Annotated in this window: 18 protein-coding genes and 1 pseudogene; 4 read left to right on the top strand and 15 right to left on the bottom strand. The window is 37.8% G+C overall.

Annotated features, from left to right (window positions below; translation table 11 throughout):
* Positions 1 to 16 precede the first annotated feature (16 nt).
* The 4 genes and pseudogenes from MHB42_RS18970 to MHB42_RS18985 form a co-directional block, all read right to left on the bottom strand.
* Positions 17 to 1,135 (bottom strand): serine hydrolase, encoded by a 1,119-nt coding sequence (locus tag MHB42_RS18970; RefSeq protein WP_340808123.1) that lies wholly within the window; start codon positions 1,133 to 1,135, stop codon positions 17 to 19.
* Between the two features lie 15 nt (positions 1,136 to 1,150).
* Positions 1,151 to 1,717: pseudogene (locus MHB42_RS18975) on the bottom strand (DUF4303 domain-containing protein).
* A 324-nt stretch (positions 1,718 to 2,041) separates the two neighbouring features.
* A complete protein-coding gene (locus tag MHB42_RS18980) occupies positions 2,042 to 3,391 on the bottom strand; it encodes an IS1182 family transposase (protein ID WP_340803925.1) in 1,350 nt (449 codons plus the stop codon).
* 301 nt (positions 3,392 to 3,692) lie between these two features.
* Positions 3,693 to 5,141 carry an Msr family ABC-F type ribosomal protection protein gene (locus MHB42_RS18985; protein ID WP_340808125.1) on the bottom strand — a complete coding sequence of 483 codons (1,449 nt, stop codon included), beginning with the start codon at positions 5,139 to 5,141 and terminating at the stop codon, positions 3,693 to 3,695.
* Positions 5,142 to 5,652: 511 nt separating this feature from the next.
* Between MHB42_RS18985 and MHB42_RS18990 the strand changes: the two genes are divergently transcribed.
* Complete coding sequence (locus tag MHB42_RS18990) at positions 5,653 to 6,492, top strand: YitT family protein (RefSeq protein WP_340808127.1); 840 nt, start codon at positions 5,653 to 5,655, stop codon at positions 6,490 to 6,492.
* Between the two features lie 55 nt (positions 6,493 to 6,547).
* On the opposite strand, the gene MHB42_RS18995 is transcribed toward MHB42_RS18990, so the two are convergent.
* Together MHB42_RS18995 and MHB42_RS19000 are read right to left on the bottom strand one after the other, a co-directional pair.
* Complete coding sequence (locus MHB42_RS18995; protein ID WP_340808128.1) at positions 6,548 to 7,981, bottom strand: sodium/proline symporter; 1,434 nt, start codon at positions 7,979 to 7,981, stop codon at positions 6,548 to 6,550.
* Between the two features lie 85 nt (positions 7,982 to 8,066).
* Positions 8,067 to 8,981, bottom strand: coding sequence for a LysR family transcriptional regulator (locus tag MHB42_RS19000; protein WP_340808130.1), 915 nt, complete (start codon positions 8,979 to 8,981; stop codon positions 8,067 to 8,069).
* A gap of 102 nt (positions 8,982 to 9,083) precedes the next feature.
* Here MHB42_RS19000 and MHB42_RS19005 point away from each other — a divergent pair, with 102 nt between their 5' ends.
* A complete protein-coding gene (locus MHB42_RS19005; RefSeq protein WP_340808131.1) occupies positions 9,084 to 9,779 on the top strand; it encodes an L-2-amino-thiazoline-4-carboxylic acid hydrolase in 696 nt (231 codons plus the stop codon).
* A 5-nt stretch (positions 9,780 to 9,784) separates the two neighbouring features.
* Positions 9,785 to 10,996, top strand: coding sequence for a Zn-dependent hydrolase (locus MHB42_RS19010; protein WP_340808133.1), 1,212 nt, complete (start codon positions 9,785 to 9,787; stop codon positions 10,994 to 10,996).
* A gap of 414 nt (positions 10,997 to 11,410) precedes the next feature.
* Here the strand turns inward: MHB42_RS19010 and MHB42_RS19015 are convergent, their stop codons facing one another.
* Positions 11,411 to 11,959, bottom strand: coding sequence for a TetR/AcrR family transcriptional regulator (locus MHB42_RS19015; protein WP_340808134.1), 549 nt, complete (start codon positions 11,957 to 11,959; stop codon positions 11,411 to 11,413).
* Between the two features lie 162 nt (positions 11,960 to 12,121).
* Here MHB42_RS19015 and MHB42_RS19020 point away from each other — a divergent pair, with 162 nt between their 5' ends.
* The gene (locus tag MHB42_RS19020; RefSeq protein ID WP_340808136.1) at positions 12,122 to 13,039 is read left to right on the top strand and encodes an alpha/beta hydrolase; all 918 of its coding nucleotides are present in this window, start codon (positions 12,122 to 12,124) and stop codon (positions 13,037 to 13,039) included.
* A 59-nt stretch (positions 13,040 to 13,098) separates the two neighbouring features.
* On the opposite strand, the gene MHB42_RS19025 is transcribed toward MHB42_RS19020, so the two are convergent.
* From MHB42_RS19025 to MHB42_RS19060, 8 genes are all read right to left on the bottom strand, one after another.
* Positions 13,099 to 14,097, bottom strand: a complete 999-nt coding sequence (locus MHB42_RS19025; protein WP_340808138.1) for a LacI family DNA-binding transcriptional regulator — start codon at positions 14,095 to 14,097, stop codon at positions 13,099 to 13,101.
* Between the two features lie 76 nt (positions 14,098 to 14,173).
* The gene (allD, locus tag MHB42_RS19030; protein WP_340808139.1) at positions 14,174 to 15,172 is read right to left on the bottom strand and encodes an ureidoglycolate dehydrogenase; all 999 of its coding nucleotides are present in this window, start codon (positions 15,170 to 15,172) and stop codon (positions 14,174 to 14,176) included.
* A 15-nt stretch (positions 15,173 to 15,187) separates the two neighbouring features.
* A complete protein-coding gene (locus MHB42_RS19035; RefSeq protein ID WP_340808140.1) occupies positions 15,188 to 16,195 on the bottom strand; it encodes a zinc-binding alcohol dehydrogenase family protein in 1,008 nt (335 codons plus the stop codon).
* Positions 16,183 to 17,451: a hypothetical protein gene (locus MHB42_RS19040; protein ID WP_340808142.1), complete on the bottom strand. Its 1,269-nt coding sequence runs from the start codon at positions 17,449 to 17,451 to the stop codon at positions 16,183 to 16,185. The genes MHB42_RS19035 and MHB42_RS19040 overlap by 13 nt, the downstream gene beginning before the upstream one ends.
* 9 nt (positions 17,452 to 17,460) lie before the next feature.
* Positions 17,461 to 18,960 carry a UxaA family hydrolase gene (locus tag MHB42_RS19045; RefSeq protein WP_340808143.1) on the bottom strand — a complete coding sequence of 500 codons (1,500 nt, stop codon included), beginning with the start codon at positions 18,958 to 18,960 and terminating at the stop codon, positions 17,461 to 17,463.
* Positions 18,961 to 18,981: 21 nt separating this feature from the next.
* Entirely contained in the window at positions 18,982 to 20,241 is a 1,260-nt protein-coding gene (locus tag MHB42_RS19050) for an MFS transporter (protein ID WP_402896453.1), read from the bottom strand.
* 25 nt (positions 20,242 to 20,266) lie between these two features.
* Complete coding sequence (locus tag MHB42_RS19055) at positions 20,267 to 21,091, bottom strand: SDR family oxidoreductase (protein ID WP_340808647.1); 825 nt, start codon at positions 21,089 to 21,091, stop codon at positions 20,267 to 20,269.
* Positions 21,084 to 22,115: a zinc-binding alcohol dehydrogenase family protein gene (locus tag MHB42_RS19060; RefSeq protein WP_340808144.1), complete on the bottom strand. Its 1,032-nt coding sequence runs from the start codon at positions 22,113 to 22,115 to the stop codon at positions 21,084 to 21,086. The genes MHB42_RS19055 and MHB42_RS19060 overlap by 8 nt, the downstream gene beginning before the upstream one ends.
* Between the last annotated feature and the right edge of the window lie 3 nt (positions 22,116 to 22,118).

Raw genomic sequence — 22,118 nt, forward strand, 5'->3', positions numbered from 1 at the left:
GGATTTTCACCGTCTATTATTGAGATAATTCTTTTTTTAGACGTATACGAAATTGATCATCTGTTAGAAATTTTAATTGAAAGCTATTTATACTATTTGAGAGCTTAATTTGCTCCATTGTTGTTAAATTATTAGTAAAGAAGGCTATTTCCGTTTGGTTGCCTTCCTTATCCTCTGCATAAGCTGCCATTGCCAAAATAAAGGCAGTAGACCCTCCCTTTTGCCCTGCATGTGTTAGCCATTGTTGATTTGCAGGATTCTCCATTAGTTGTTCCATCACAGGATCTAAATACTTATATACATCCTCACTAAAGTATTTTTTACGATTTAATTTTTCTAAAATAGCAATGTAATCATTTGTGGGAGCTTTGACTAAACGATCAGACCATACTTTTTGAAAATCCATGCTTAGCAATTTTAACGCCTTTTCTTTCTCCTCATTTGTCAAAGGATGTTTGATCCATTGATTATGAATAGATAATGCCCTCCTGTGATATTCAGATTTATCCATATCTTGTAAAACTATTAATGCCTCTTTTGGCGTTAGCTCTTGTTCTTCCATTAGTTGCATAGGAATATAAAGGGCGCTTGTCATTGGATATAATGGTTCATGCTTCACTACATCCAGTTGCACTACAACATCATTAATAGCCTGAAGACCTAGTATATGCATTAAATATTCTGTATTCGCATTTGAGCTATAGGCAATCATTCCTTTTGCTACCTCACTTAACGGTACACTATCTCTGCCATCAAGATTTAATTGTGCTAGCCATGCTTTATGTGCACCACCATCTGTTCTAGGCAAGTAAAATGTTTCTAAATCCTTTAAAGAAATTTGCTGCTGAGGATTTATACGTCCATCTGCTGCCTGTTGAGCATAGGCAATCGCTACAATTATTTTCACCGTACTTGCTAAAACAAGAGGCTTTTCTGTATTTAGCTCTATCCATGGCTGCTGATTGTGCTGAATAGCTAATGAGATGTTTCCACCCTCTTGATTGTCCTTTATAAATTGCACAATATATTCAGGATCGGCTGTCGTCATATTTTTTTGCACCTTCCAAAATACAATACCTATCGCTAATCCAACACAAACACAAATACCGCTAATGATCCAATATATTATTTTCACATAAGTACCTCCTGTTTATTCTGCTGCTTCTTCCAGCCATTGCTGGAAAGCTGGTGAGGAAGGATCGTTTAATCGAAGTGCTATTTGTGTATTAATTGCTTCTGGTGGCATAATCTCCACAACAATGCATATAGAATCCCTTGGCTGATTGAGGGAGAATAACTCCTCATTAGCAAGCTTTTTCAGGGCTAGTTCCATTGCCTTTAAGCGCAGTAGCAATTCTTCTTGCCATTCGTCCTCTTCAAGCGTCCACATATATGGTCGCTACGCAAAGCATTTATACACAGCTGTAAAATTTTCTTCACCAAAGCAACAATAGGGAGAATCTGCATAGGACCACTTCAGAAGATTAGCCATTTCACATGGTGATCTATTGCTACGGCTTGCCTGTTTAACAGCCTCTCGCTCTAATGCCTCCCACGACCAAGCCGAAATGCTCGGCGCATGCCCTTCGCCAGTAGTATATAATGTGCAATAATAAAACCGTTCACCACTTTTAAAAAGCTCCAAAAAGGACTTTCTTGCCGCATTTGCTATCTCCACTGCTAGAATCTCAATGTCATCATTCATTGCCATAGCCATGCCTCCTTTAAAATAATTCGTTGGTCGTTCCTTAAAAATTAGCAGCTTCCATTTCCCCTGTTCTCATAATTATTATAGCAAATCCCTATTTTCCAAAATATAGTTATCGCAATAAGTACAAAATTTAAAATAATGTATTGTGATTCGTTTAGGCTTCTTGCACAAAAAGGTGCGATTCTATTAGAAGAATCGCACCTCAGACTGTAGACAAAAGCCATCGAGAGGTTCACTCTCGATGGCTTTTGTCATTTTTCTTCCTATTTCTTTTATAGATTTGGTTATATACAACCAAATCTAGCATACTCTTCGAGCATAGTTGCTCTCTTAAGCTACTTGCCACGTCCAAGTAGCCAGTTTCTTTAAATTAATGGCAGCAAAAGTAAGCATCGCCTGCATGGACAATTTTTTCAGACCTCTTAAGGTTGTCCATCGCATACCATGCTTTTCTTTTGCATCGGCAAAGACACGCTCAATCGTTTCTTTGCGCTTTGCATAAATTTGTTTGATGTCATAGGAATGGCGTAAATGTTCAGCTTCCTCCACATATGACTCCCAGATATGGCGTTGAATGAGTTTTTGATGATGCTTACTTTCTGTACATTGGGAAAGGTTTGGACACTTCGCACAAATCAAAGGATTCGATTTATATTGCCGATATCCTCCTTTCGTCGTTGTTGCATACTTCAATATCTGCCCTTGTGGGCAAAGATAACAATTATAATGCTCGTCATATATATACTCATGCTTTCGGAAGAATCCATCTTTCGTTTTAGGTCGTGTATACGGAAGAACAGGCAACATTTGATTCTCTAATAAAAAGTTCGTAATCGCTGGTGTTTTATAGGCTGCATCTGCCGCAACAGCGATTGGTTTTTGAACGTTTTGAATGACTCTTTCAACAAGTGGCTGCAATACATGGCTATCGTGCACATTTCCCGGAGTCACAATGGCACCTAAGACAAAGCCCTTTTCATCTGTCGCTGCATGAAAGGAATACGCAAACTGCTTCGTACGTTCATCCTTCACGTAATACCCACTTTCAGGATCTGTCGTGCTTTCCTTTATTTCTTTCCATTCTTCCTTTTCAAACTTCTCCGGGGGAAAGGGCTTTTTTCCGTGTTCTTCACGATCCATATTTAACTCTAATTGAAGTTTTTCTTCATAAGCCCGTGTTTCTTTTCGTACAACCTTTTTATCATACTTCCGTTTATTCGCACTCGCTTTCACATGCGTAGAATCGATAAATAAATGGTCTGCATGGAGGAGTCCTTGATGCATAATCTCTTTTAATATACGATAGAATATCTGCTCAAATATATCAGTGTCTTGAAAGCGACGGACATAATTTTTACCGAAGGTAGAGAAATGCGGGACTTCTGTATGGAAGCCAAATCCTAAAAACCAACGATACGCCATATTCGTTTCAATTTCTTTGATGGTTTGACGCATGGACCGTATACCAAAAACGTACTGAATAAACGTCATTTTAAAGAGAACAACAGGATCAATACTAGGGCGTCCTTTAGCAGAGTAGAGATTTTCTACTAAAGGATAGATAAATGAAAAATCAATAGCCGCCTCTAGTTTTCGCACTAAATGATCTTGGGGAACTAATTGATCAATCGTTAGCATTTCTAATTGTTCACGTTCATTGATTTGATTTTTTGTCATCATGGTTGATCACCTCGAAAGTGTACTTTTTATCAATAGATGAATAAGGAATTCTTTATGTAGAAGTTGATTGGAACGAAGGGTGGCGACTCCTGCGGGAAAAGCGGGAAAGTCGAGATCCTGGACTGAGCGAAGCGAGGGAAGCAGCTCGACCCCGCCCGCGGAAAGCGTCCGCCCGTAGTGGAAATCAACGGCTTTACTTTATTTTATTGTAAAAGAAAAAAGACTGTAGGCAAACTCAAAATTCATTGAGTTTGTCTACAGTCTGAGGTGCGATTCTATTAGAAGAATCGCACCTTTCCTGCTAGTATATTTTATTATGACGAATGGTAAACTGTAAGTCTGCTACATTTGCTATAAAGTTTTGATCATGCGTGACAAAAAGTATTGTTCCCTCATAGGCAGTAATAAATTGCTCAAGAGCCTCAAGCGCTGGAATATCTAAAAAATTGGTTGGCTCATCCAATAGTAAAATATTATACTCTCCCAAAAATAGCTGACAAAGCTGAAGGCGTATAGCTTCCCCACCACTTAAAGATAGCACACTTTTTTGCAAATCTGTTCCAACAAATTGCATGGCATAAAGGACACTACGCAATAAGCCCTCATCATACTCTGAACGATTTTTTAAAAACTGTAGAACCGTTTCATCGCTTGTAAACTGATAGCTCATTTGTTGGAAATAGCCTATTTTTGCCTTTGGTGAAATGATTAGCCCCTCACCTTTATGAAAAATATAATGGAGCAATGTACTTTTACCACTACCATTGCCACCTGTGAGTGCTATTTTCTTACCTAATGGTATTTGAAAGCTTACTTCCTCCAGTAGCACCTTATCCTCAACTTGCAAATTTAATCTATCTGCCATAATCGGAAATTTATTATGCATTGTTAATGCTTTTGATTGTCGAAAAACAATTTTTCGCTCTTGTTGTACAGCCTCTACCTCATGGAGCTTTTCTAGTCGATGTTCAATTGCTTTTGCTGCACGCTGCATAGCCTTTTGACTTGTGCCTTTTGACTTTGTCATAAACATGCGATTGGCTGGTGCATTCGCTTCTCTTTTTGACATGCCTCCTGCCTGCGTAATTTTTTCAGCTTTTTTCATTTTCTCATCTGCTGCTTTTTCAAGTCGACTTTTTTCTTTTATATACTGGCTATGCGCTTGGCTTTGTTGCTCACGCTGTTGTTGCTTTTGTGCAGCATAATCACTGTAATTTCCCGAATAGACCTGCACCTTACCTTCATCAACTTCCCAAATTGTTGTTACAAGCTCATCCAATACAGCTCGATCATGACTAATAACTAGCAGTGCCCCATAGTAATAACGTAATTCATCCAGTAAAAATGCAATACCTGCTTGATCTAAATGCGTTGTCGGTTCATCAATAAGCAAAGCTTCCTCATAAGTTGACAACAATTGGGCTAGCTTTAGTCTTGTTTGTTCGCCACCACTTAGCTGTGTAGAATATTTAGGAACCGCTAACTTTCCTAATAATGCGGCATCTGCCTCTACCACTGCTGGTACTGCCATTTGCTCAAAATAGCCGAAGTCCACATAACGCTTTACTCTTCCTCTCGTTGGTTCAAGCTTACCAGCAAGCAATTTCATTAATGTACTTTTACCAGCACCGTTTTTCCCAACAATTCCTATGCGGTCAAATTGATGCACTGCTAATTTTTCGATTGTTAATACCTCTTTATCTAAATAAACAACTTCTATATTTTCTAATTCAAAACATGCTTTCTCCATATTGCTACCTCCCGAAATAAATTGATTTCGTATCGATAGCAATTGCATCGATACGAGCCTCTCTTACCAGCTCGTATCAAAAGAACAATAGCATATGCATTGTACTTCTCCTCCCATAAAAAAATCACAGACAATCTGCCTGTGATAAATGTAACAAAGATATAGTATTTTTATTCTTACCAAAAAAGAAGACAATACAGCCTCCTTTTTTTCAATAATTTATGAAGATGATTAAAAAAGAACAGACCTATCCCGTTTACTCTAGTTTCACAAACAGAGCTTTTGACCATATTTAGTTATTAGACTAAAATTGGAAAACGAAACTTCATAGAATGTGTCATTTTTTAATAATCCTCCTTTAAGTATTACAATTATTATAAATACTTTTTTCAGTAAGTCAAGATTGGAAAATTGACTTTCAATATTGACTTAAAGGGTATATCAATTGTGAAAAACCTGATATAGTATGGACTTAAGAAAAAATCAAAGAGGAAATGGTGGTGTTTTATAAATGAAAAAGTATGTGATTGATATGTTAGTAATTATGCTTGGAGCGCTGTTATTTGCGCTAGCTGTTAACTTATTTGTTATTCCCAATGATTTAGGTGAAGGTGGTGTAACAGGCTTAACGATTATTGCTTACTATCTGTTTGGCTGGTCACCTAGTATTGTCAGCTTTGTCTTAAATGCAGCTTTACTTGTTGCTGGTTATAAATTTTTAAGCAGACAAACAACAATTTATACAATTATTGCGGTTTCCCTCCATTCCCTATTCTTACATTTAACAGAATCGTGGTCAATTTCCTCAAATGAAATTATTGTCAATACGATTTTTGGCGGCGTCTTTGCTGGTGCTGGTATTGGTCTTATTATTAGAGTGGGTGGTACAACAGCAGGCTCCACAATTTTAGCGAGAATGACAAACAAATATTTAGGCTGGAGTATTAGCTATGGCCTACTATTCTTTGACTTAATTGTTGCGTTTGCATCTTATTTCGTCATTGGTGCGGAGGCATTAATGCTAACGATTATTATGCTATATGTTGCTACAAAGATCATGGAATTTGTTATTGAAGGAGTGAATCCTAAAAAGGCTGTTACTATTATTTCGAAAAAGCCAGAAGATATTGCTGAACGTGTTACTGCCTTTATGAATCGTGGTGTCACGGTGCTTGCTGGTCATGGCTATTATACAAAGGAGCAAAAAGAGGTCCTGTATATTGTGATTAGTAAGCAAGAGGTTGTAAAGCTTAAAAAGATTGTTAAAGAAGTGGATAAAGATGCCTTTATCGCCATTCATGATGTAAGGGACGTTTTCGGAGAAGGCTTTATTGAATTAGCAAAATCATAATATAAACCTCCTATTTTGAGTCAAAATAGGAGGTTTATTTATTATTTTAAAATATTTAAGCTTGCTTGCGATCAGGATATAGTAAAGAGCAAACAATGCCGACAATTAAGCAAATAAAGAACGTCGCTGCCTTGGCTGAAACAATCGCCTCCATAGGTGACAGTGACCATGCAATTGCGCTAATAAAGCCTACAATAATTGTGGCGATGACCCCAATCCCTGATACACGTTTCCAGAAAAAGATTAACAAAATAACGACAGAAAATGTATTACCAATTCCTGCCCACGCAAAGGATACAAGACTATAAATAACTGAGCCTGATTTCAGTGAAATCATAATCCCAACAATCCCACTAATCACTGCCACAAAACGAGAAAGATGCACTAATCTTTTACTGGAAATATTCCAGCGCAATGTTTTATGAATAATATCCTCACTGATAGATGTCGTGATAACTAATAATTGTGAGGAAGCGGTTGACATAATGGCTGCTAAAATACCTGCTACAATAATACCTGCTACCCACGGTGGTAAAATTTCAAATATCATATGTGGCAAAATCATTTCAGGGTCATCTATAGAGCCTTGTTTATACAATGTAGAGGCAAAAATAGCTGATAAAAATGCTCCTACATATACGATAAGCGTCCAAATAATCGCCATATTACGTCCTGTTACACGTTCTTTTTCCGTTGTAATCGCCATAAAGCGCGAGCTTAATTGAGGCTGTCCACCTAGCCAGCCAAAGAACCAAGATAAGTTTGTAAATAGCATCGCTCCTAAAGCAAGGCCATTTAAGCCACCAACCCAGCTATCTGCACCATTGCCCATATTCGCAAGCTCTGCTGGTACACTTAAACCCTGATTCTGTATTTCCATATAGGCTGCGATTGGTACAATAATAAACGAAATAAGCATTAAAAAGCTTTGAATTGTATCTGTCCAAACAACAGACATAAATCCACCCATACATGAGTAGGCAATTATTATTGCAGCAATAATAATTGTGCCCCAAGTAATATTAAAGCCAGAAATCGAATAAATTGTTTTGCCCATGCCAGAAAACTGTGCTGCTAAATAGCAAACAAAGAATAATACCATCACAGCAGATGCTAACCAACGAATAATATCTGCATGCTGAGGAAACTTCACGGCAATATAATCTGTTAAACTATTTACCTTATATTTTTGCTGCTCTGTCATAAAGCGTTTAGATAAAAACAGCCATGAAAAAATAACCCCTAACAACATACCTGATAAAATCCAAACACCAGAAAGACCTGCAACATAAATAAAACCGATTGCGCCTAAAAACATATAGGCAGATTCTCCAGTAGCTCGCTCTGAAAAGGCTAATGCCCAGCCAGGTAGCTTGTTGCCGCCAAGAAAATAATCATTATGAGATAAATCCTTCTTGCTGAAATAAATACCAATGCCAAGCATAGCAAGTAAGTACATAAATATTTCAATATAAACAATTGTATGCATAACCCAAAATCCTCCATCTAATCAATCTAAATAATCCCAATAGGTTTTATCAGATAATAGTTCGGGTTATTTTAATTGTCAATAACTAAATTTGTAAAAGCGATGCAAAATATTTCGATATTTCTACAAACTTCAAAGCACCTGGAGAAAGGTGAATACTATGTTTATGTGCAATTCCAACCTGGCGAACATAGCCATCATAAAATTTTTTTCGAACAAGATTACTTGGTGCATGCAATAAAAGAGAATTTGGCACAATGGATATCCCTAAATTTTCATTGACCATTGTTAAAATAACCTGATCCACTGATAATTCATAAACAACATTTGGATGGATTTTATGCTTAGCTAACAGTTTGGAAACATCACGATCAATCGTACGCCTTGGCATAATCCAGCGCTCATGTTGCAATTGCTCTAAAGAAAGCTTGTCCTCCTGTGCTAATGGATGCTCCTTTGCCATAATACATACAAGCTCATCATCAAAAACAGCATCAAATATAAGATTTTTAGAATTAGGCTGTACTAAGAAGCCAATATCCACTACGCCATTATAAAGCCACCCCTCAATTTGATCGTAATCCCCCTCCATCAAGCGAATTTGCAAGTCTGGGTGATGCTGCTCAAAATATGCCAATACCTTTGGCAGCAAAACAAGCGAAACACTTGGTAAAATCCCAACAGATAATGTACCACCAATCAGATTTTTTAAATTTGCCACAGAGGTTTCAAGCTGCTGCTGTTGCTGCAAAATTTTTGAAATATGCTCATACACAACCTTTCCCTCACTTGTTAAAACAATATTATTGCGATTTCGAATAATTAATGAGAGCCCTAGCTCTGACTCCAAATTACTAATCGTATGACTAATCGACGACTGTGTAAGATTTAGCTTTAGCCCTGTTTCTGTAAAATTCCCTGTATCAATCAATGTATAAAAAGCCATATATTGCGCTAATGTTGCCATTATTGCTCCAACCCCTTTATGATTTTTTTTCATATCTGATTATTCAAATATTCATTTGATTTATATTCCCCCTCTCATCTATAATAAAATAAAATCCAAGTAAGTCAATAAGGTTTGTGCTGAGGGGGCATTAAAATGGCAGAGGAAAAATTAATGATGAAAGCTTTATCCATGGATATTATTACAGCAAAAATGTTTACTGAATTACATCTCTCCATTACGGAGCAATACGGAGAGCATGGTCGTGAATTAGTTCAACAAGGTTTGCAGGCATTTGGTTTAAAGGATGCTGAAGCAATGGCGAAAAAGGCAACAGCAGAAGGCGAAAATCATACATTCTTTGAATACTTACCCCAAATTGTTGAAGGTCAAGAGCAATATGCAGATTTAACAACATTTGCTCGCTTCTCAAAAATGTTTGCACAAATTGCGAAGCCAGTTGTTGATGAATTTGGCGAAGAAGGCGAGCAAGTCATTATGCGTGCAGTAGAACGTTTTGGCAATAAGCGTGGTGCAGGTATTGCTCAACGTGCACGTACAAATGGCTTAGAAAATTCATTGGAAAACTATTTAACAAACTATGACATGGGACGCAGCGATTTATTTGAAATTGAAACGGTTTATAAAGAAAATGAGGTTGAACAAACATTTACACATTGTCCACTTGGTCAGCAATGGGCGGATGATGGAATGGGTAAATACGGTATTTTATATTGTAAAATGATCGACCCTTCAATTGCAAAAGGGTACAATAAAAACTTTGAAGTGGTGCATGATGAGTATGTATTACGTGAAGGGCAATGCCACTTCCAATTCCAAATGAAAGAGTGATAGCTATGATTAATGGAGAAAGACTCTTACAACATCTTGAAGATTTAAGTCAGATTGGCCGCAATGAAGCAACAGGCGGGGTTAACCGTTTCTCTTTTACACCAGAGGAAAAGCAAGCGATTGAATTAGTAACGACTTATATGGAAGAAGCAGGTATGGTTGTGACAATTGATGCTATAGGAAATCTTATTGGTACGTATGGCGAAGGAAATGACACAATTATGCTAGGCTCACATATCGACACAGTACCAGAAGGTGGTAAATATGATGGAGCATTAGGCGTACTAGCTGCCATTGAGGTTGTACACACAATGCATGAACAACAATTAGTCCCATCTAAAAAAATCCAAGTTGTTGCGTTTAAAGATGAAGAAGGCACAAGATTTGATTTTGGGCTAATTGGTAGTAGAGCAATGGCTGGTCTTTTAACAGAGGATCAACTACAGTTCACGGACAAAAATGGTATTTCTATTGAAGAAGCTATGAAGGCATTCCAATTATCACCGTATCCTTTCGAACAACAACCACGTGATGATATTAAAGCTTATTTAGAAATGCATATTGAACAAGGAAAAGTATTAGAAAACGAAGACCTACCTGTTGGTATTGTTACAGGTATCGCAGCTCCTGCTTGGTTAGAGGTAACCGTAACTGGTGTTAGTGAGCATGCTGGTGCAACACCAATGCCGCTTCGTCACGATGCTCTTACAGCCGCAAGTGAAATGATTTTAGCTATTGAACAGCTATTAAATGATACAACTGGCTCCGTTGCGACTGTTGGTAAACTCACTGTATCTCCTAACGGTACAAATGTTATTCCAGGGAAGGTTACATTCACTATCGACCTACGAGATATTGATGAAAGTACGGTCAATGCATTGGAAGCAACCATTTTACAACAGCTACACCAAGTTGCTACACGTAGAAATGTAACGCTATCTTCTAAAGTTTTACAACGTGTGAAGCCAGCGAAAACAGATGCAGCGCTACAACAGCAATTAGCAACAAGCATTGACAAACAAGGAATACAACCCTACTTCCTTGTAAGTGGTGCTGGACATGATGCCATGAATATCGCTGAAATCGCACCAATTGCTATGCTATTTGTACGTTCCAAAGATGGCATTAGCCATAACCCATTAGAATACAGCTCAGATAAAGATATTATCATCGCAACAGATATCTTTTATGATACGGTTGTGGAGCTTGCTAAATAATCCTTTATATAGAACAAAGCTATTCTCTAAACTTTTGAGAATGGCTCAGGCTGTAGACAAACTCAATGAATTTTGAGTTTGTCTACAATTTTTTTCTTTTACAATAAAATAAAGGTAAGTCGTTGATTTCCACTACGGGCGGACACTTTCCGCGGGAGTCGCTGCCCTTCATTCCAATCAACTTCTACATAAAGAACACCTTATGCATAAGTAAGCTTTCGAGGTGATCAACCCTGATGACAAAGCATCAAATCCATGAACGTGAACAAGTAGAAATGCTAACGGTTGTTCCCCAAAACACTTCTTTCTATCTGTTCTACTTTATAAACAAATGACTGCTAAAAAAGGTTCATCTTTTTTGGAAACAACAATAAAATCACCCTGCTCTGAGAAAAGAACAGGGTAATTTTGCTATTAGGATAAATTTCTTTTCACAAGTATACCTACTTGCCTTGCGATAGCTTCAATATCATCATCAATCTCATCTAACGTATAGGATTCTAAAACACCCATAACGGCTGTTCCTAAAAATTTCAAAATCATATACCTGTCTATCTGTTCATTTAGGGCCGTATTGCTATCGAGCTTTTTATCAATTTCGCCCATAATAAATGTTAATAATTTTTTTCGAAACGATAATGTACTTTCACTTCTAAATAAGGCAGCAAAAAAAAGCTTATGCTGCTGAAAATACGAAAACCATATAATCGTACCTTCTATAAAGCCTTTATCCTTTTTAGCGTCACATATTTCTCTTAAACACTTTAAATGATTATCAACAATCTTATCTAATAAATCATATTTATCAATATAATGAAGATAAAAGGTTTTTCTACCAATATTAGCTTTTTCGCTAATATTTTTAACTGTAATGTCATCAAAGCCTTCATGAATCAGCATCGTTAAAAAGGCAGATTGGATTGCCTGCTGAGATTTCAATATTCTTCGATCAATTTTCTCCATGGAAAGACCTCCACTTATTTATTACACACATTTTCATTTATGTGTAATAGCACACAAATTATTAAATATGGTTATTGCAATGATTTGCGCTCTTTTTTATTATAAATATACACGAGTGTATTAAGTCACACAAGTGTATATTTTAAAAAAGGTGGTCTTCATATGACAGTTACAAAGAAAAATGTAAGATTCAATGCACGAGGATTAAAACTTGCTGGAATTTTAAATTTACCAGAGAATGCTGAAGAAAAGAAAGAAAATCCTGCAATTGTTTGTGTACATCCAGGCAGTAGCTGTAAAGATCAAACAGCAGGTCTCTACGCTGAAAAATTAGCAGAACTTGGCTATGTAACGATTGCTTTTGATGCAGCTTATCAAGGGGAAAGTGAAGGAGAGCCTCGATATATTGAAGAGCCCGCTGCACGTGTGGAAGATATTCGTTGTGCAGTGGATTATTTAACGACGCTTGATTATGTAGATGAAAATCGTATTGGCGTTTTAGGCGTTTGTGCAGGCGGTGGCTATGCAGTTAATGCGGCTATGACAGAGCGACGTATCAAAGCTGTTGGTACAGTTGTTGGCGCAAATATCGGTCGTGTAAACCGTGAAGGTGACCCTATTAAAACATTAGAAGCCATTGGACAGCAACGTACTGCTGAGGCACGTGGCGCAGAAACACTCATTACAAATTGGATTCCTAAAAGTCAGGCTGAAAGAGAGCAGGCTGGAATTACTGATATTGATATTAAAGAAGCTATTGACTACTACACAACACCTAGAGGTCAAAGTCCTAACTCACCAAACAAACTAAACTTTACAAGCATGGCATCAGTTATTGCTTTTGACGCTTTCCATTTAGTGGAGGAATTACTAACACAGCCTTTACAAATTATTGTTGGTGATGTACAAGGTGCTTTCGGCTCCTATAAAGACGGTCATGAGCTTTATAATCGTGCAGCCTCTAAAAACAAGGATATATTAGTTGTTGAAGGTGCAAGTCACTATGATTTATACGACCAACCAGAGCCTGTTGGCATTGCAGTTGAGAAATTAGCTAGTTTCTATAAAGAGTATCTATAGTTATTTCCTATAAAATAAGCCATCTAGCATTGATAACGTATCAATACTAGATGGCTATTTTAGTTTGTTGAATCACGTTTCATTACTATTGGCTTGAAACGATATAGTTGTTGCTCATCGGGCATTTGTTCTTTTTTGATTTTGCCTAAAAGGAGAGCAGCTGATTTTTTTGCCATTTCTAAAATCGGTTGCTGTAAGGTTGTAATCGAAGGTGTTATAAATTTAGCATATGGGACATCATCTACAGCAATTACCTGCAAATCGTCTGGCACCTGTAAATTGTGCCTCTTGATATAAACCATTAATTCCTGTGCAATTCGATCATTTGCTGCAATAATGCCCTTCGGTGGCTGCTCCAATGCAAATAGCTGCTGCAAAATTTCTTCCATCTCTGAAGGATCGCCATTTTTTATATAGCGCTCATCAATAGGGAGCTTACGCTTTTTTAATGCTTGACGAAACCCCTCTAAACGTTCAACCCGAGGTGTAATCGGTAATGCTAAAGACGTTGTTATAATAGCTAATGGCTGCTTTTGAAATAGCTCAACAGCCATATCCATTGCCGAAAAATTATCTAACAAAACAGCAGGAATATCTACCCCTTCGATAAAGCGGTCAATAAATACAATCGGCATTGTTTGCTGATGCAGTCTTATATAAAGCTCTTTATTTTCGCCTGTTGGAAAGACAATTAGACCGTCTACTTGCTTTTCCAACAATGTTTCGACATGTTCCCTCTCTTTTTTAGGATTATCTGCTGAGTTACAAACAATCATATGGAAGCCCTTTTTATCAAATTCCGCTTCAAGTGCATTTATAATTTTTGTAGAAAAGTCATGAATAATATTCGCTACAATAATACCAATCGTAAAGGTAGATTTCTGTTTTAGGCTACGGGCCATTATATTAGGTCGATATTGCAACGCTTCCACAGCTTCTTCAATTTTTTTTCGGGTTTCTGCACTCATATATTCATATCGCTTATTTAAATATTGCGATACGGTGCTGTTTGAAACGTTTGCATATTGTGCAACATCGGCAATTGTTGTTTTTTTCACTAAAATCAATCTCCTACCTACTAAATATGAAAATTCTGTTTAGTATATATGTAGCATAGCATATTTTCAAGACGAATTAACTATTCAAATATTGATATACCTGTTCTGGTAAATCGATACCTTTTGCCAATGTTTCCTCACTACGTCTTTGCTCCAGTTCACCAGGTACAAAAACTTGCTCAAAGTTCGGTGCTGGTGGTGCATCATGCAGCTCTTGAACCATCTGTGAGATGCTTGCTTTAAATTGCTCAAGATCACCGAAAACTTGCGGATCAATTACATACATATATTGTCCAAGATTGCGTTTTTGCTCGTAATCTCCATACATTTTGGAAATATGAGGTCCAAATGCAGCACTCGCTAAAATGCCAGAAAGCACATCTACTACAAGTGCCATACCGTATCCTTTTGGTCCACCGAATGGTGTTAAAGATTTTACTTGGTGAGGGTCTGCTGTTGGTGCACCTTGTGCGTCAACGCCCCAAGTAGTCGGAATCATTTCACCTTTTTCACGTGCATATAAAATTTTCCCAAGTGCGACATTACTTGTTGCCATATCCAAAATAATTGGCTTATCATTTGTAGGGAAACCAAATGCGATTGGATTTGTACCAAAATATGGCTCCTTGCCACCAAACGGTACAACAGCTGAATCTGTTTGAGAGCACATAATGGCAATTAAATTTTCATTTGTTGCTTGCTCAAGAAAATAGCCAAGTGCCCCGCAATGGCTGCTTTCTTGAATAATTGTTGTACATGAGCCATGCTCTTTGGCGATACGAATCGTTTCATCCATTGCCTCTTGACAAATAACATGTCCAAAGCCATTATCCCCTTTAAAAAGAAGGTGGTTCGTTCCACGTTGCTCTACAGAGAAATTTGGCTCCTTTGTAATACCACCTGCTTTTAAACGTGTAATATAATGCTCTACACGCATAACACCATGAGAGCTTACACCACGTAAATCCGCATAAATCAAAACATCTGCTACCTGTGCAGCCGTCTTTGTATCAATGCCCTCTGCTGTAAACTTATTAACTACTAGCTCTTTTAAAGCTTGAACGGAAATATTCATCCGAACCCCTCCCTATTATTTAAAATAAATTTGTACTTTGTTTGTGTTATATTGTTTAGCTTCAAAGTAGGCAATCGCATCCTCAAAGGCAATTTCCTTTGTTACATAGCCTTCTTTTATCTCTCCTGCTTGCATATGCTTCATCACTGTTTCGAAATCTTCTAATGTTGCATTACGGCTACTTTTCAACGTTAATTCTCTTGAATGGAAATCAGGATCATTAAAGGTAATTGTCTTTTTCATTAAGCCAATAAATACTAATGTGCCACTATGTTCAACATATTCGAACGATGCTTCCATTGATTTTTGATTGCCTGTTGCATCAAACACAACTGTTGGCAATTCCCCATTAAATTTTTCACGAAGCTGAACTAGTACATCATTATTGACAATAATGACATCGTCTGCCTCTGTCCATGCTTGCCCATAGGCTAAACGCTCTTCATTTAAATCCATTAACACCGTTTTTGCCCCACGTAATTTCGCAAAGCGTGCTGCTCCTAATCCAATAGGACCCGCACCAATGACAAGCACTGTATCCTTTTCTGTTAGCTCTGAGCGACGTACTGCATGTGCACCGATTGCTAAAGGCTCAACAATTGCTAATTGCTCTCCAGACACCGCATTATCTGTAATAACAATGCTTTCATCTACAACGATATACTCACCCATACCGCCATCTGTATGCACACCTAATACTTGAATTGTTTTACAGCAGTTTGTTTGACCACGGCGACAAGGTGCACATTTACCACAATGAATATATGGAATAACTGTTGCACGATCTCCTACCTGAATACCTGTTACATCTTCACCAACTGCCTCTACAATAGCAGCAAGCTCATGGCCTAAAACACGTGGATAGCTAAAAAATGGCTGCTCTCCTGCAAAGGCATGTGTATCTGTTCCACATATACCGATATGTGTAATTTTCAATAGTACATCATGGCTGTTTTGAATGCTTGGTTTTTTTACTTCACGCTGTATCATTTGAAATGGTTCATTAATCACTAGTTGTTGCATGTTATGTCCTCCAGTAATGTATTCATTGTTGTTAGTTGTTGAATAACCTCGGCTGCATCACATTGGAAATATTGCTCGATAAATTGCTCCATCGGCTCTATATTGCCTTGTTCATAGTGCTGATAAATATTTGTTAGCTTCGCAATCGTTTCCTCAGATTCACGCATTGAAAAGCGTCTTGGATTCATCACATAAATACCTAAAGCTAAAGCTTGGTAATAAATTTCTGTCGTTGCAAATGGAGCAATACGTGTTTGCCACTTCGATAATTCATTTAGTTGGATATCATATAGCTGATGCTCGATAAATGGATTTAAAAATCGCTCAAATACATTATGCTGATACTGCTCTTCTACATTGTAGCGCTGGGTAAAATCATTCGTTACCTTTTCAATAAAGGCACGCACACCCGCTTTAGAAAAGGCTTCTCTGACCGTTTTATAGCCATAAATCTTGCCAAATGCTGCGAGCAATATATGACTACCATTTAAAATGGCAACTTTACGCCTGCGATACATTGCTAAATCTGCAAAGACAAAGGGTAAATCTGCGCTTGTTGGCCAATGCTTGAAGGGTGCCTGCTGGTCAATAACAAATAAAAAATATGGTTCACAAACTGTATATAATGCGTCATCGCCACTATAATCCTGTGGGTAGCCTGTTACAATACGATCCACTAATGTATTACAAAAGGCTAATGTCTTGAGCCATTCGATAAAGGCTACAGGTAGCTCCCAGTCCTTTGCATGCTGTAAGCAAATATTTTTTAATGTATCACCATTCTGTTCAATTAGCTCAAGAGGCACAATTGCTAATTGCTTATTGCCTTGAAAATACTTGTAATAGTGTTCTAGGAAAATCGTTAATTTCGCTGCATAGCTTGTAGGACAGACAGTTGGATACGATATTTTTTCGTAATAAATGCCTGCCTCTGTTGTATTTGACACAATCATCTCCAATGCATCTGATTGTGCATATTGCAGGAATTTTTGCCAATCCTCATATGGATTAATCGTATCTTGAATAGCCTGTACAGCAATTTCCTGCTCTACAATTTCGCCATTTTTCAAGCCACGTTCGTTGACAGTAAATTGTAAGTGCTGTTGCTCTAAAAGCTTTACCGTTTTTCCTCTTGCAGTTGCGGCAACAGAAACAATACCAAAAGGTGCTTGTAATTTTTCAATTGCTAAATCAAAAAAGCCTCTCATGAAATTGCCATCACCAATTTGCATAATATTAATAGGGTGCTTCATCATCGCTCTCTCCTACATCGTAACGCCATCTTTAAAAATAGCGATTTCTTTATAGCCAAATTTTTCGTTATTTGTTTGTACTTCTCCTGAAGCTAACGCTAAAATATAATCGACAAATTCATCGACTAAAGCAGCCATTGATTTGCCGTCTACTAATTGACCTGCATTAAAATCAATCCAATTTTTTTTGCGTTCATATAGCGATGTATTTGTTGAAATTTTTACAGTTGGCGTTGGTCCCCCAAATGGTGTGCCACGTCCTGTTGAAAATAGCACGATCTGACAGCCCGTTGAAGCAAGAGCTGTTGTCGAAACAAGGTCATTCCCTGGTCCATTTAATAAATGCAGTCCCTTTGTTGACATACGGTCGCCATAATCAAGCACTTCTTTTACTTCTTGGAATCCACCCTTTTGAATACAGCCAAGTGATTTTTCCTCCAATGTTGTAATGCCACCTGCTTTATTGCCAGGAGATGGGTTTTCATAGACAGGCTGATTATATTTCATAAAATATTGTTTAAAGTTATTCACTAGCTGCACAATATCCTCAAAAACATTCTCGTCTTTTGCACGTTCCATTAAAATTTGTTCAGCACCGAACATTTCTGGAACCTCTGTTAACACAGTTGCACCACCTGCTGCAATCAATTGATCCGAAAATGCACCAATCATTGGATTTGCTGTGATTCCTGAAAATCCATCACTGCCGCCACATTTCAAGCCAATTTTCAGCTCTGAGATTGGTAGCTCTTGTCGTTTGAATGTTGTTACATAATCAAAAGCCCTTTCAAGCAATTGTTGACCTTCTTCCATTTCATCTGCCGCTTCTTGAACATTTAAAAAGGTAACACGATTTTCGTCATAATCACCAATCACCGTTTTAAACAAGTCGATATAATTATTTTCACAGCCAAGCCCTAGGACAATCACAGCTCCTGCATTCGGATGATGAATTAAATCTGCTAAAATTTTTTGCGTATATGTTAAATCATCGCCAAGCTGTGAGCAGCCATATGGGTGAGAAAAATGCTGTACGCCATCAAAGTTGTCTGCCTTCAATAATTGATTGCCTAGCTTCGCTAAATTTTCAGCTACTTTATTAATACAGCCTACTGTATTAATAATCCAAATTTCATTGCGTATACCGACCTGTCCATCCGTTCGGCGATAGCCTTTAAATGTACGATTGACATGACGAGCAGCAGCCACAGCATGTGCTTTTGGTTTAAATTCATAGCTTAACTCGCCTGATAAATTTGTTTTCATATTATGTGAATGTACCCAGCTACCAGCAGCAATATCCTCTGTTGCATGTCCAATTGGGAAGCCATATTTCGTAATATGTGTATCTTTTGCAAGCGCAGTAATCGCAATTTTATGCCCACGCTGTACATCCTCCTGTAACGTAATTTCTGTATCACCCAACGGAAGCAAAAAGCCTTGAGAAAGATCACTCAAGGCTATGGCAACATTGTCCATCGGATGAATTTGAATAACTGATTGATTGTTCATTTGAATCCACCCTTTCCATTTCTAAGCTGTTTTCTGATGTGTAATTGGTCTAACGAATTTAATAACTGCTAATGAAGCAACAACTGCTAAACCGCCTGCTAGTAAGAAAGCTGCAGAGAAAGTTCCTGTTTTATCAACAAGATAACCTGTTAAAGTTGGTCCAATAATACCTGCTGTGTTTGCTAGGAAGTGCATAAACCCACCAACAGACCCAACATATTTTGATTCTACAACGTCATTGATAATTGCCCAATAAATGGCACCTGTTAAATATAAGAAGAACACTGAAATCGCAACAAGTGCAACTGCACTCACTGTTGTTGAAACGATCCCTGCACAGCCAATCGATACAGCTGCTAGGAATAAACATGTAACAAGTACAACTTTACGTGAGAATAAAACACCTTTACTCATAAAGCGTTTGTAAATGAAATCTGAAACAATACCACTTAATGCTAAACCTAGGAAACCTAAAATCCATGGAATAACTGTTACAATACTCATATCTTTTACATCCATACCACGTGCTTCTACTAAATAGCTTGGGAACCACGTTAAGAAGAAGAATAAAATATAGTTATAGGCGAAAAATGAGAATGCTGTAAACAGCACTGTTGTCTGTTTTAAATAGTAACCTAATCCTCGGCCATCATCTGTTTCTACAACATCATCGTTTGCGATTGGCTCGTCCACTACTGCATCCTTTGGCTTTTCTTTTACTACTTTAAACCAAACGATTGCCCAAATAAATCCAATAATCATAATGGCAATAAATGAATATTTCCAGCCATATGCTAATGCGATATAACCAACAATTGGACCAGCAATCGCACCACCAAGTGGTGTACCACTATTTGTAAGCCCAACAACAGATGCACGCTTATCTGCTGGGAACCAGTTATTGACCATTTTATTGATGGTTGATGATAGCGGACCCTCTGCCATACCAAATACGATACGAACGAAAATTAACGAAGCAAACCCAACAACTAATACCATTGCTCCACTGAATAATGACCAAACAATCATTGCTACAAATAATGTTAGCTTTGCACCAAATCTATCAGATGCCATCCCACCTAAAAAGTTAAAGACTGCATAGCCAACAGAGAAACTACTAAAGATAATCCCTAATTGTGTTGATGTTAAATGAATATCCTCTTGAATAAACGGTGCCGCAATCGATAATGCTGAACGGTCTAAATAGTTAATGACACCTGCTAAAAACAACATGACAATAACAATTGTTTTGCCTTCTCCGAAAATACCTTGTTGCTTCATATTAATTCACCCCTAATAGTTAAAGTTAAACACCTGAATAAGCCATAAACCCGCCATCCACAGGAATCGTCACACCAGTAACAAATGCTGAATATGTGTCATCTGCTAAAAATAACAGCGCTCCTAATAAATCTTGCGGCTTGCCAAAACGATTTTGGGGTGTAGCTGCAATAATTTTTTCTGAACGTGCTGTTAATGAGCCATCTTTATTTAGCAATAAATCATGATTTTGTTCTGTAATAAAAAATCCTGGTGCAATGGCATTTACACGTAAGCCTGCTTCCGCAAAGTGTACAGCCATCCATTGTGTAAAATTATTAATAGCCGCTTTTGCAGCACTATACGCAGGCACTTTTGTCATCGGTGCATAGGAGCTCATAGACGAGATATTAATAATTGTTCCTTTTGTTTTTAGCAATGCCTCACCAAAAACCTGAGAGGCTAAAAATGTTCCTGTAAAATTGTTAGAGAATACGCTTTCAAAACCATCTGACTTTAATTCAAAGAAATTTGGTGCATTTGATTCTTCTTGATAAAGTTCATCTGCTGTTATAGCATCTGGATGATTACCACCAGCTCCATTAATCAGTACATCGATTTGCCCATATTGCTGTAAAATGGCTTCGCGCGCTGCAATTAATGATGCTTTATCTAAAACATCTACAGAGAAATTAATGGCCTCGCCCCCATTTTCTTTAATGGCTTGGACAACCGCCTCCCCCTTTTGGGCTGTACGGTTTAAAATAGCGATTCGCATTCCTTGCTTTGCTAGCTCTTTCGCCATTTCTGAACAAAGCACACCGCTACCACCCGTAACAACAGCTACTTTATGCTGTAATGCATTATGCATTTGATCCACCTACTTTTAAAATCACCTTGCGCACTTCATTTGGATTTTTTTCGATAAATTGAAATGCCTCTTGTGCTTGTTGTAATGAGAAAGTGTGTGTAATGAGCCCTTGCTGCTGTAGCTTTCCAGCATCAACAAGCTTCACTACCTTTTCAAATTGGAATGTTTGCAAACGTGAGCCTTTAATTGTCAATTCATTTTTGGTAATTGGTAGTGGAGCAAGCTCAACCGCTTCCTCACCAAAGCTTAGTACAACAACTCTGCCAGCCGCTGACACAACATCCATTGACTGCTTAAATGTTAATGGAATACAAACTGCATCAATGGATACATTGACACCTTCTCCATCTGTCCACTTGTCAACAGCCTCCAATAAGTTTTGCTCCTTCACATTGACAATTTCATCTGCCCCAAGCTCTTTCGCATAGGCAAGCTTAGCAGCATCCAAATCGGAAATCATCACGCGTGCATCCATTAATTTAGCAAGCTTTAAAATACAAATGCCAATTGGCCCTGCACCTTGAATTAACAGCGTATCACCTGCCTGTAATTCACCACGGTAAACAGCCTGTGCACCAATTGTATACGGCTCAATCAAAACCGCTTCCTCTAAAGATGTATTATCTGCTACCTTATGCAATTGCTTTTCTGTAACAACAAAGCGTTCACGCATCCCGCCATCCTCATGTACACCAAAAACAGATAAATTTTTACATACATTCGGTTGACCTTTGCGGCAAGCATAACACTCACCGCAATAGCGAATTGGTTCAACAACAACTTTGTCACCAGCTTTTAACGCCTGTACAGCCTCACCAACCTCTACCACACGTCCAGCAACTTCATGACCTGGTACACGAGGTAATGTCGCTAATGGATTTGATCCATGATAAATATGCATATCTGAGCCACAAATACCTACATATTCTGTTTGCACAAGAACATCCGTTGGCTTTGTAATCACTGGTTCTGCCACATCAATTAAAGCCATTTCAAAAGGTTTCATTACTTGTAATGCTTTCATAAC

Source organism: Lysinibacillus sp. FSL K6-0232 (genome assembly GCF_038008325.1).
Taxonomy (GTDB): Bacteria; Bacillota; Bacilli; order Bacillales_A; family Planococcaceae; genus Lysinibacillus.

What these genes read in the sequence shown, in the direction of transcription:
- MHB42_RS18980 (WP_340803925.1), bottom strand. Translation starts at nt 3,391, where the DNA reads ATGATGACAAAAAATCAAATCAATGAACGTGAACAATTAGAAATGCTA.
- MHB42_RS18985 (WP_340808125.1), bottom strand. Translation starts at nt 5,141, where the DNA reads ATGGAGAAAGCATGTTTTGAATTAGAAAATATAGAAGTTGTTTATTTA.
- MHB42_RS18990 (WP_340808127.1), top strand. Translation starts at nt 5,653, where the DNA reads ATGAAAAAGTATGTGATTGATATGTTAGTAATTATGCTTGGAGCGCTG.
- MHB42_RS18995 (WP_340808128.1), bottom strand. Translation starts at nt 7,981, where the DNA reads ATGCATACAATTGTTTATATTGAAATATTTATGTACTTACTTGCTATG.
- MHB42_RS19000 (WP_340808130.1), bottom strand. Translation starts at nt 8,981, where the DNA reads ATGAAAAAAAATCATAAAGGGGTTGGAGCAATAATGGCAACATTAGCG.
- MHB42_RS19005 (WP_340808131.1), top strand. Translation starts at nt 9,084, where the DNA reads ATGGCAGAGGAAAAATTAATGATGAAAGCTTTATCCATGGATATTATT.
- MHB42_RS19010 (WP_340808133.1), top strand. Translation starts at nt 9,785, where the DNA reads ATGATTAATGGAGAAAGACTCTTACAACATCTTGAAGATTTAAGTCAG.
- MHB42_RS19015 (WP_340808134.1), bottom strand. Translation starts at nt 11,959, where the DNA reads ATGGAGAAAATTGATCGAAGAATATTGAAATCTCAGCAGGCAATCCAA.
- MHB42_RS19020 (WP_340808136.1), top strand. Translation starts at nt 12,122, where the DNA reads ATGACAGTTACAAAGAAAAATGTAAGATTCAATGCACGAGGATTAAAA.
- allD (WP_340808139.1), bottom strand. Translation starts at nt 15,172, where the DNA reads ATGAATATTTCCGTTCAAGCTTTAAAAGAGCTAGTAGTTAATAAGTTT.
- MHB42_RS19035 (WP_340808140.1), bottom strand. Translation starts at nt 16,195, where the DNA reads ATGCAACAACTAGTGATTAATGAACCATTTCAAATGATACAGCGTGAA.
- MHB42_RS19040 (WP_340808142.1), bottom strand. Translation starts at nt 17,451, where the DNA reads ATGATGAAGCACCCTATTAATATTATGCAAATTGGTGATGGCAATTTC.
- MHB42_RS19045 (WP_340808143.1), bottom strand. Translation starts at nt 18,960, where the DNA reads ATGAACAATCAATCAGTTATTCAAATTCATCCGATGGACAATGTTGCC.
- MHB42_RS19050 (WP_402896453.1), bottom strand. Translation starts at nt 20,241, where the DNA reads ATGAAGCAACAAGGTATTTTCGGAGAAGGCAAAACAATTGTTATTGTC.
- MHB42_RS19055 (WP_340808647.1), bottom strand. Translation starts at nt 21,091, where the DNA reads ATGCATAATGCATTACAGCATAAAGTAGCTGTTGTTACGGGTGGTAGC.
- MHB42_RS19060 (WP_340808144.1), bottom strand. Translation starts at nt 22,115, where the DNA reads ATGAAAGCATTACAAGTAATGAAACCTTTTGAAATGGCTTTAATTGAT.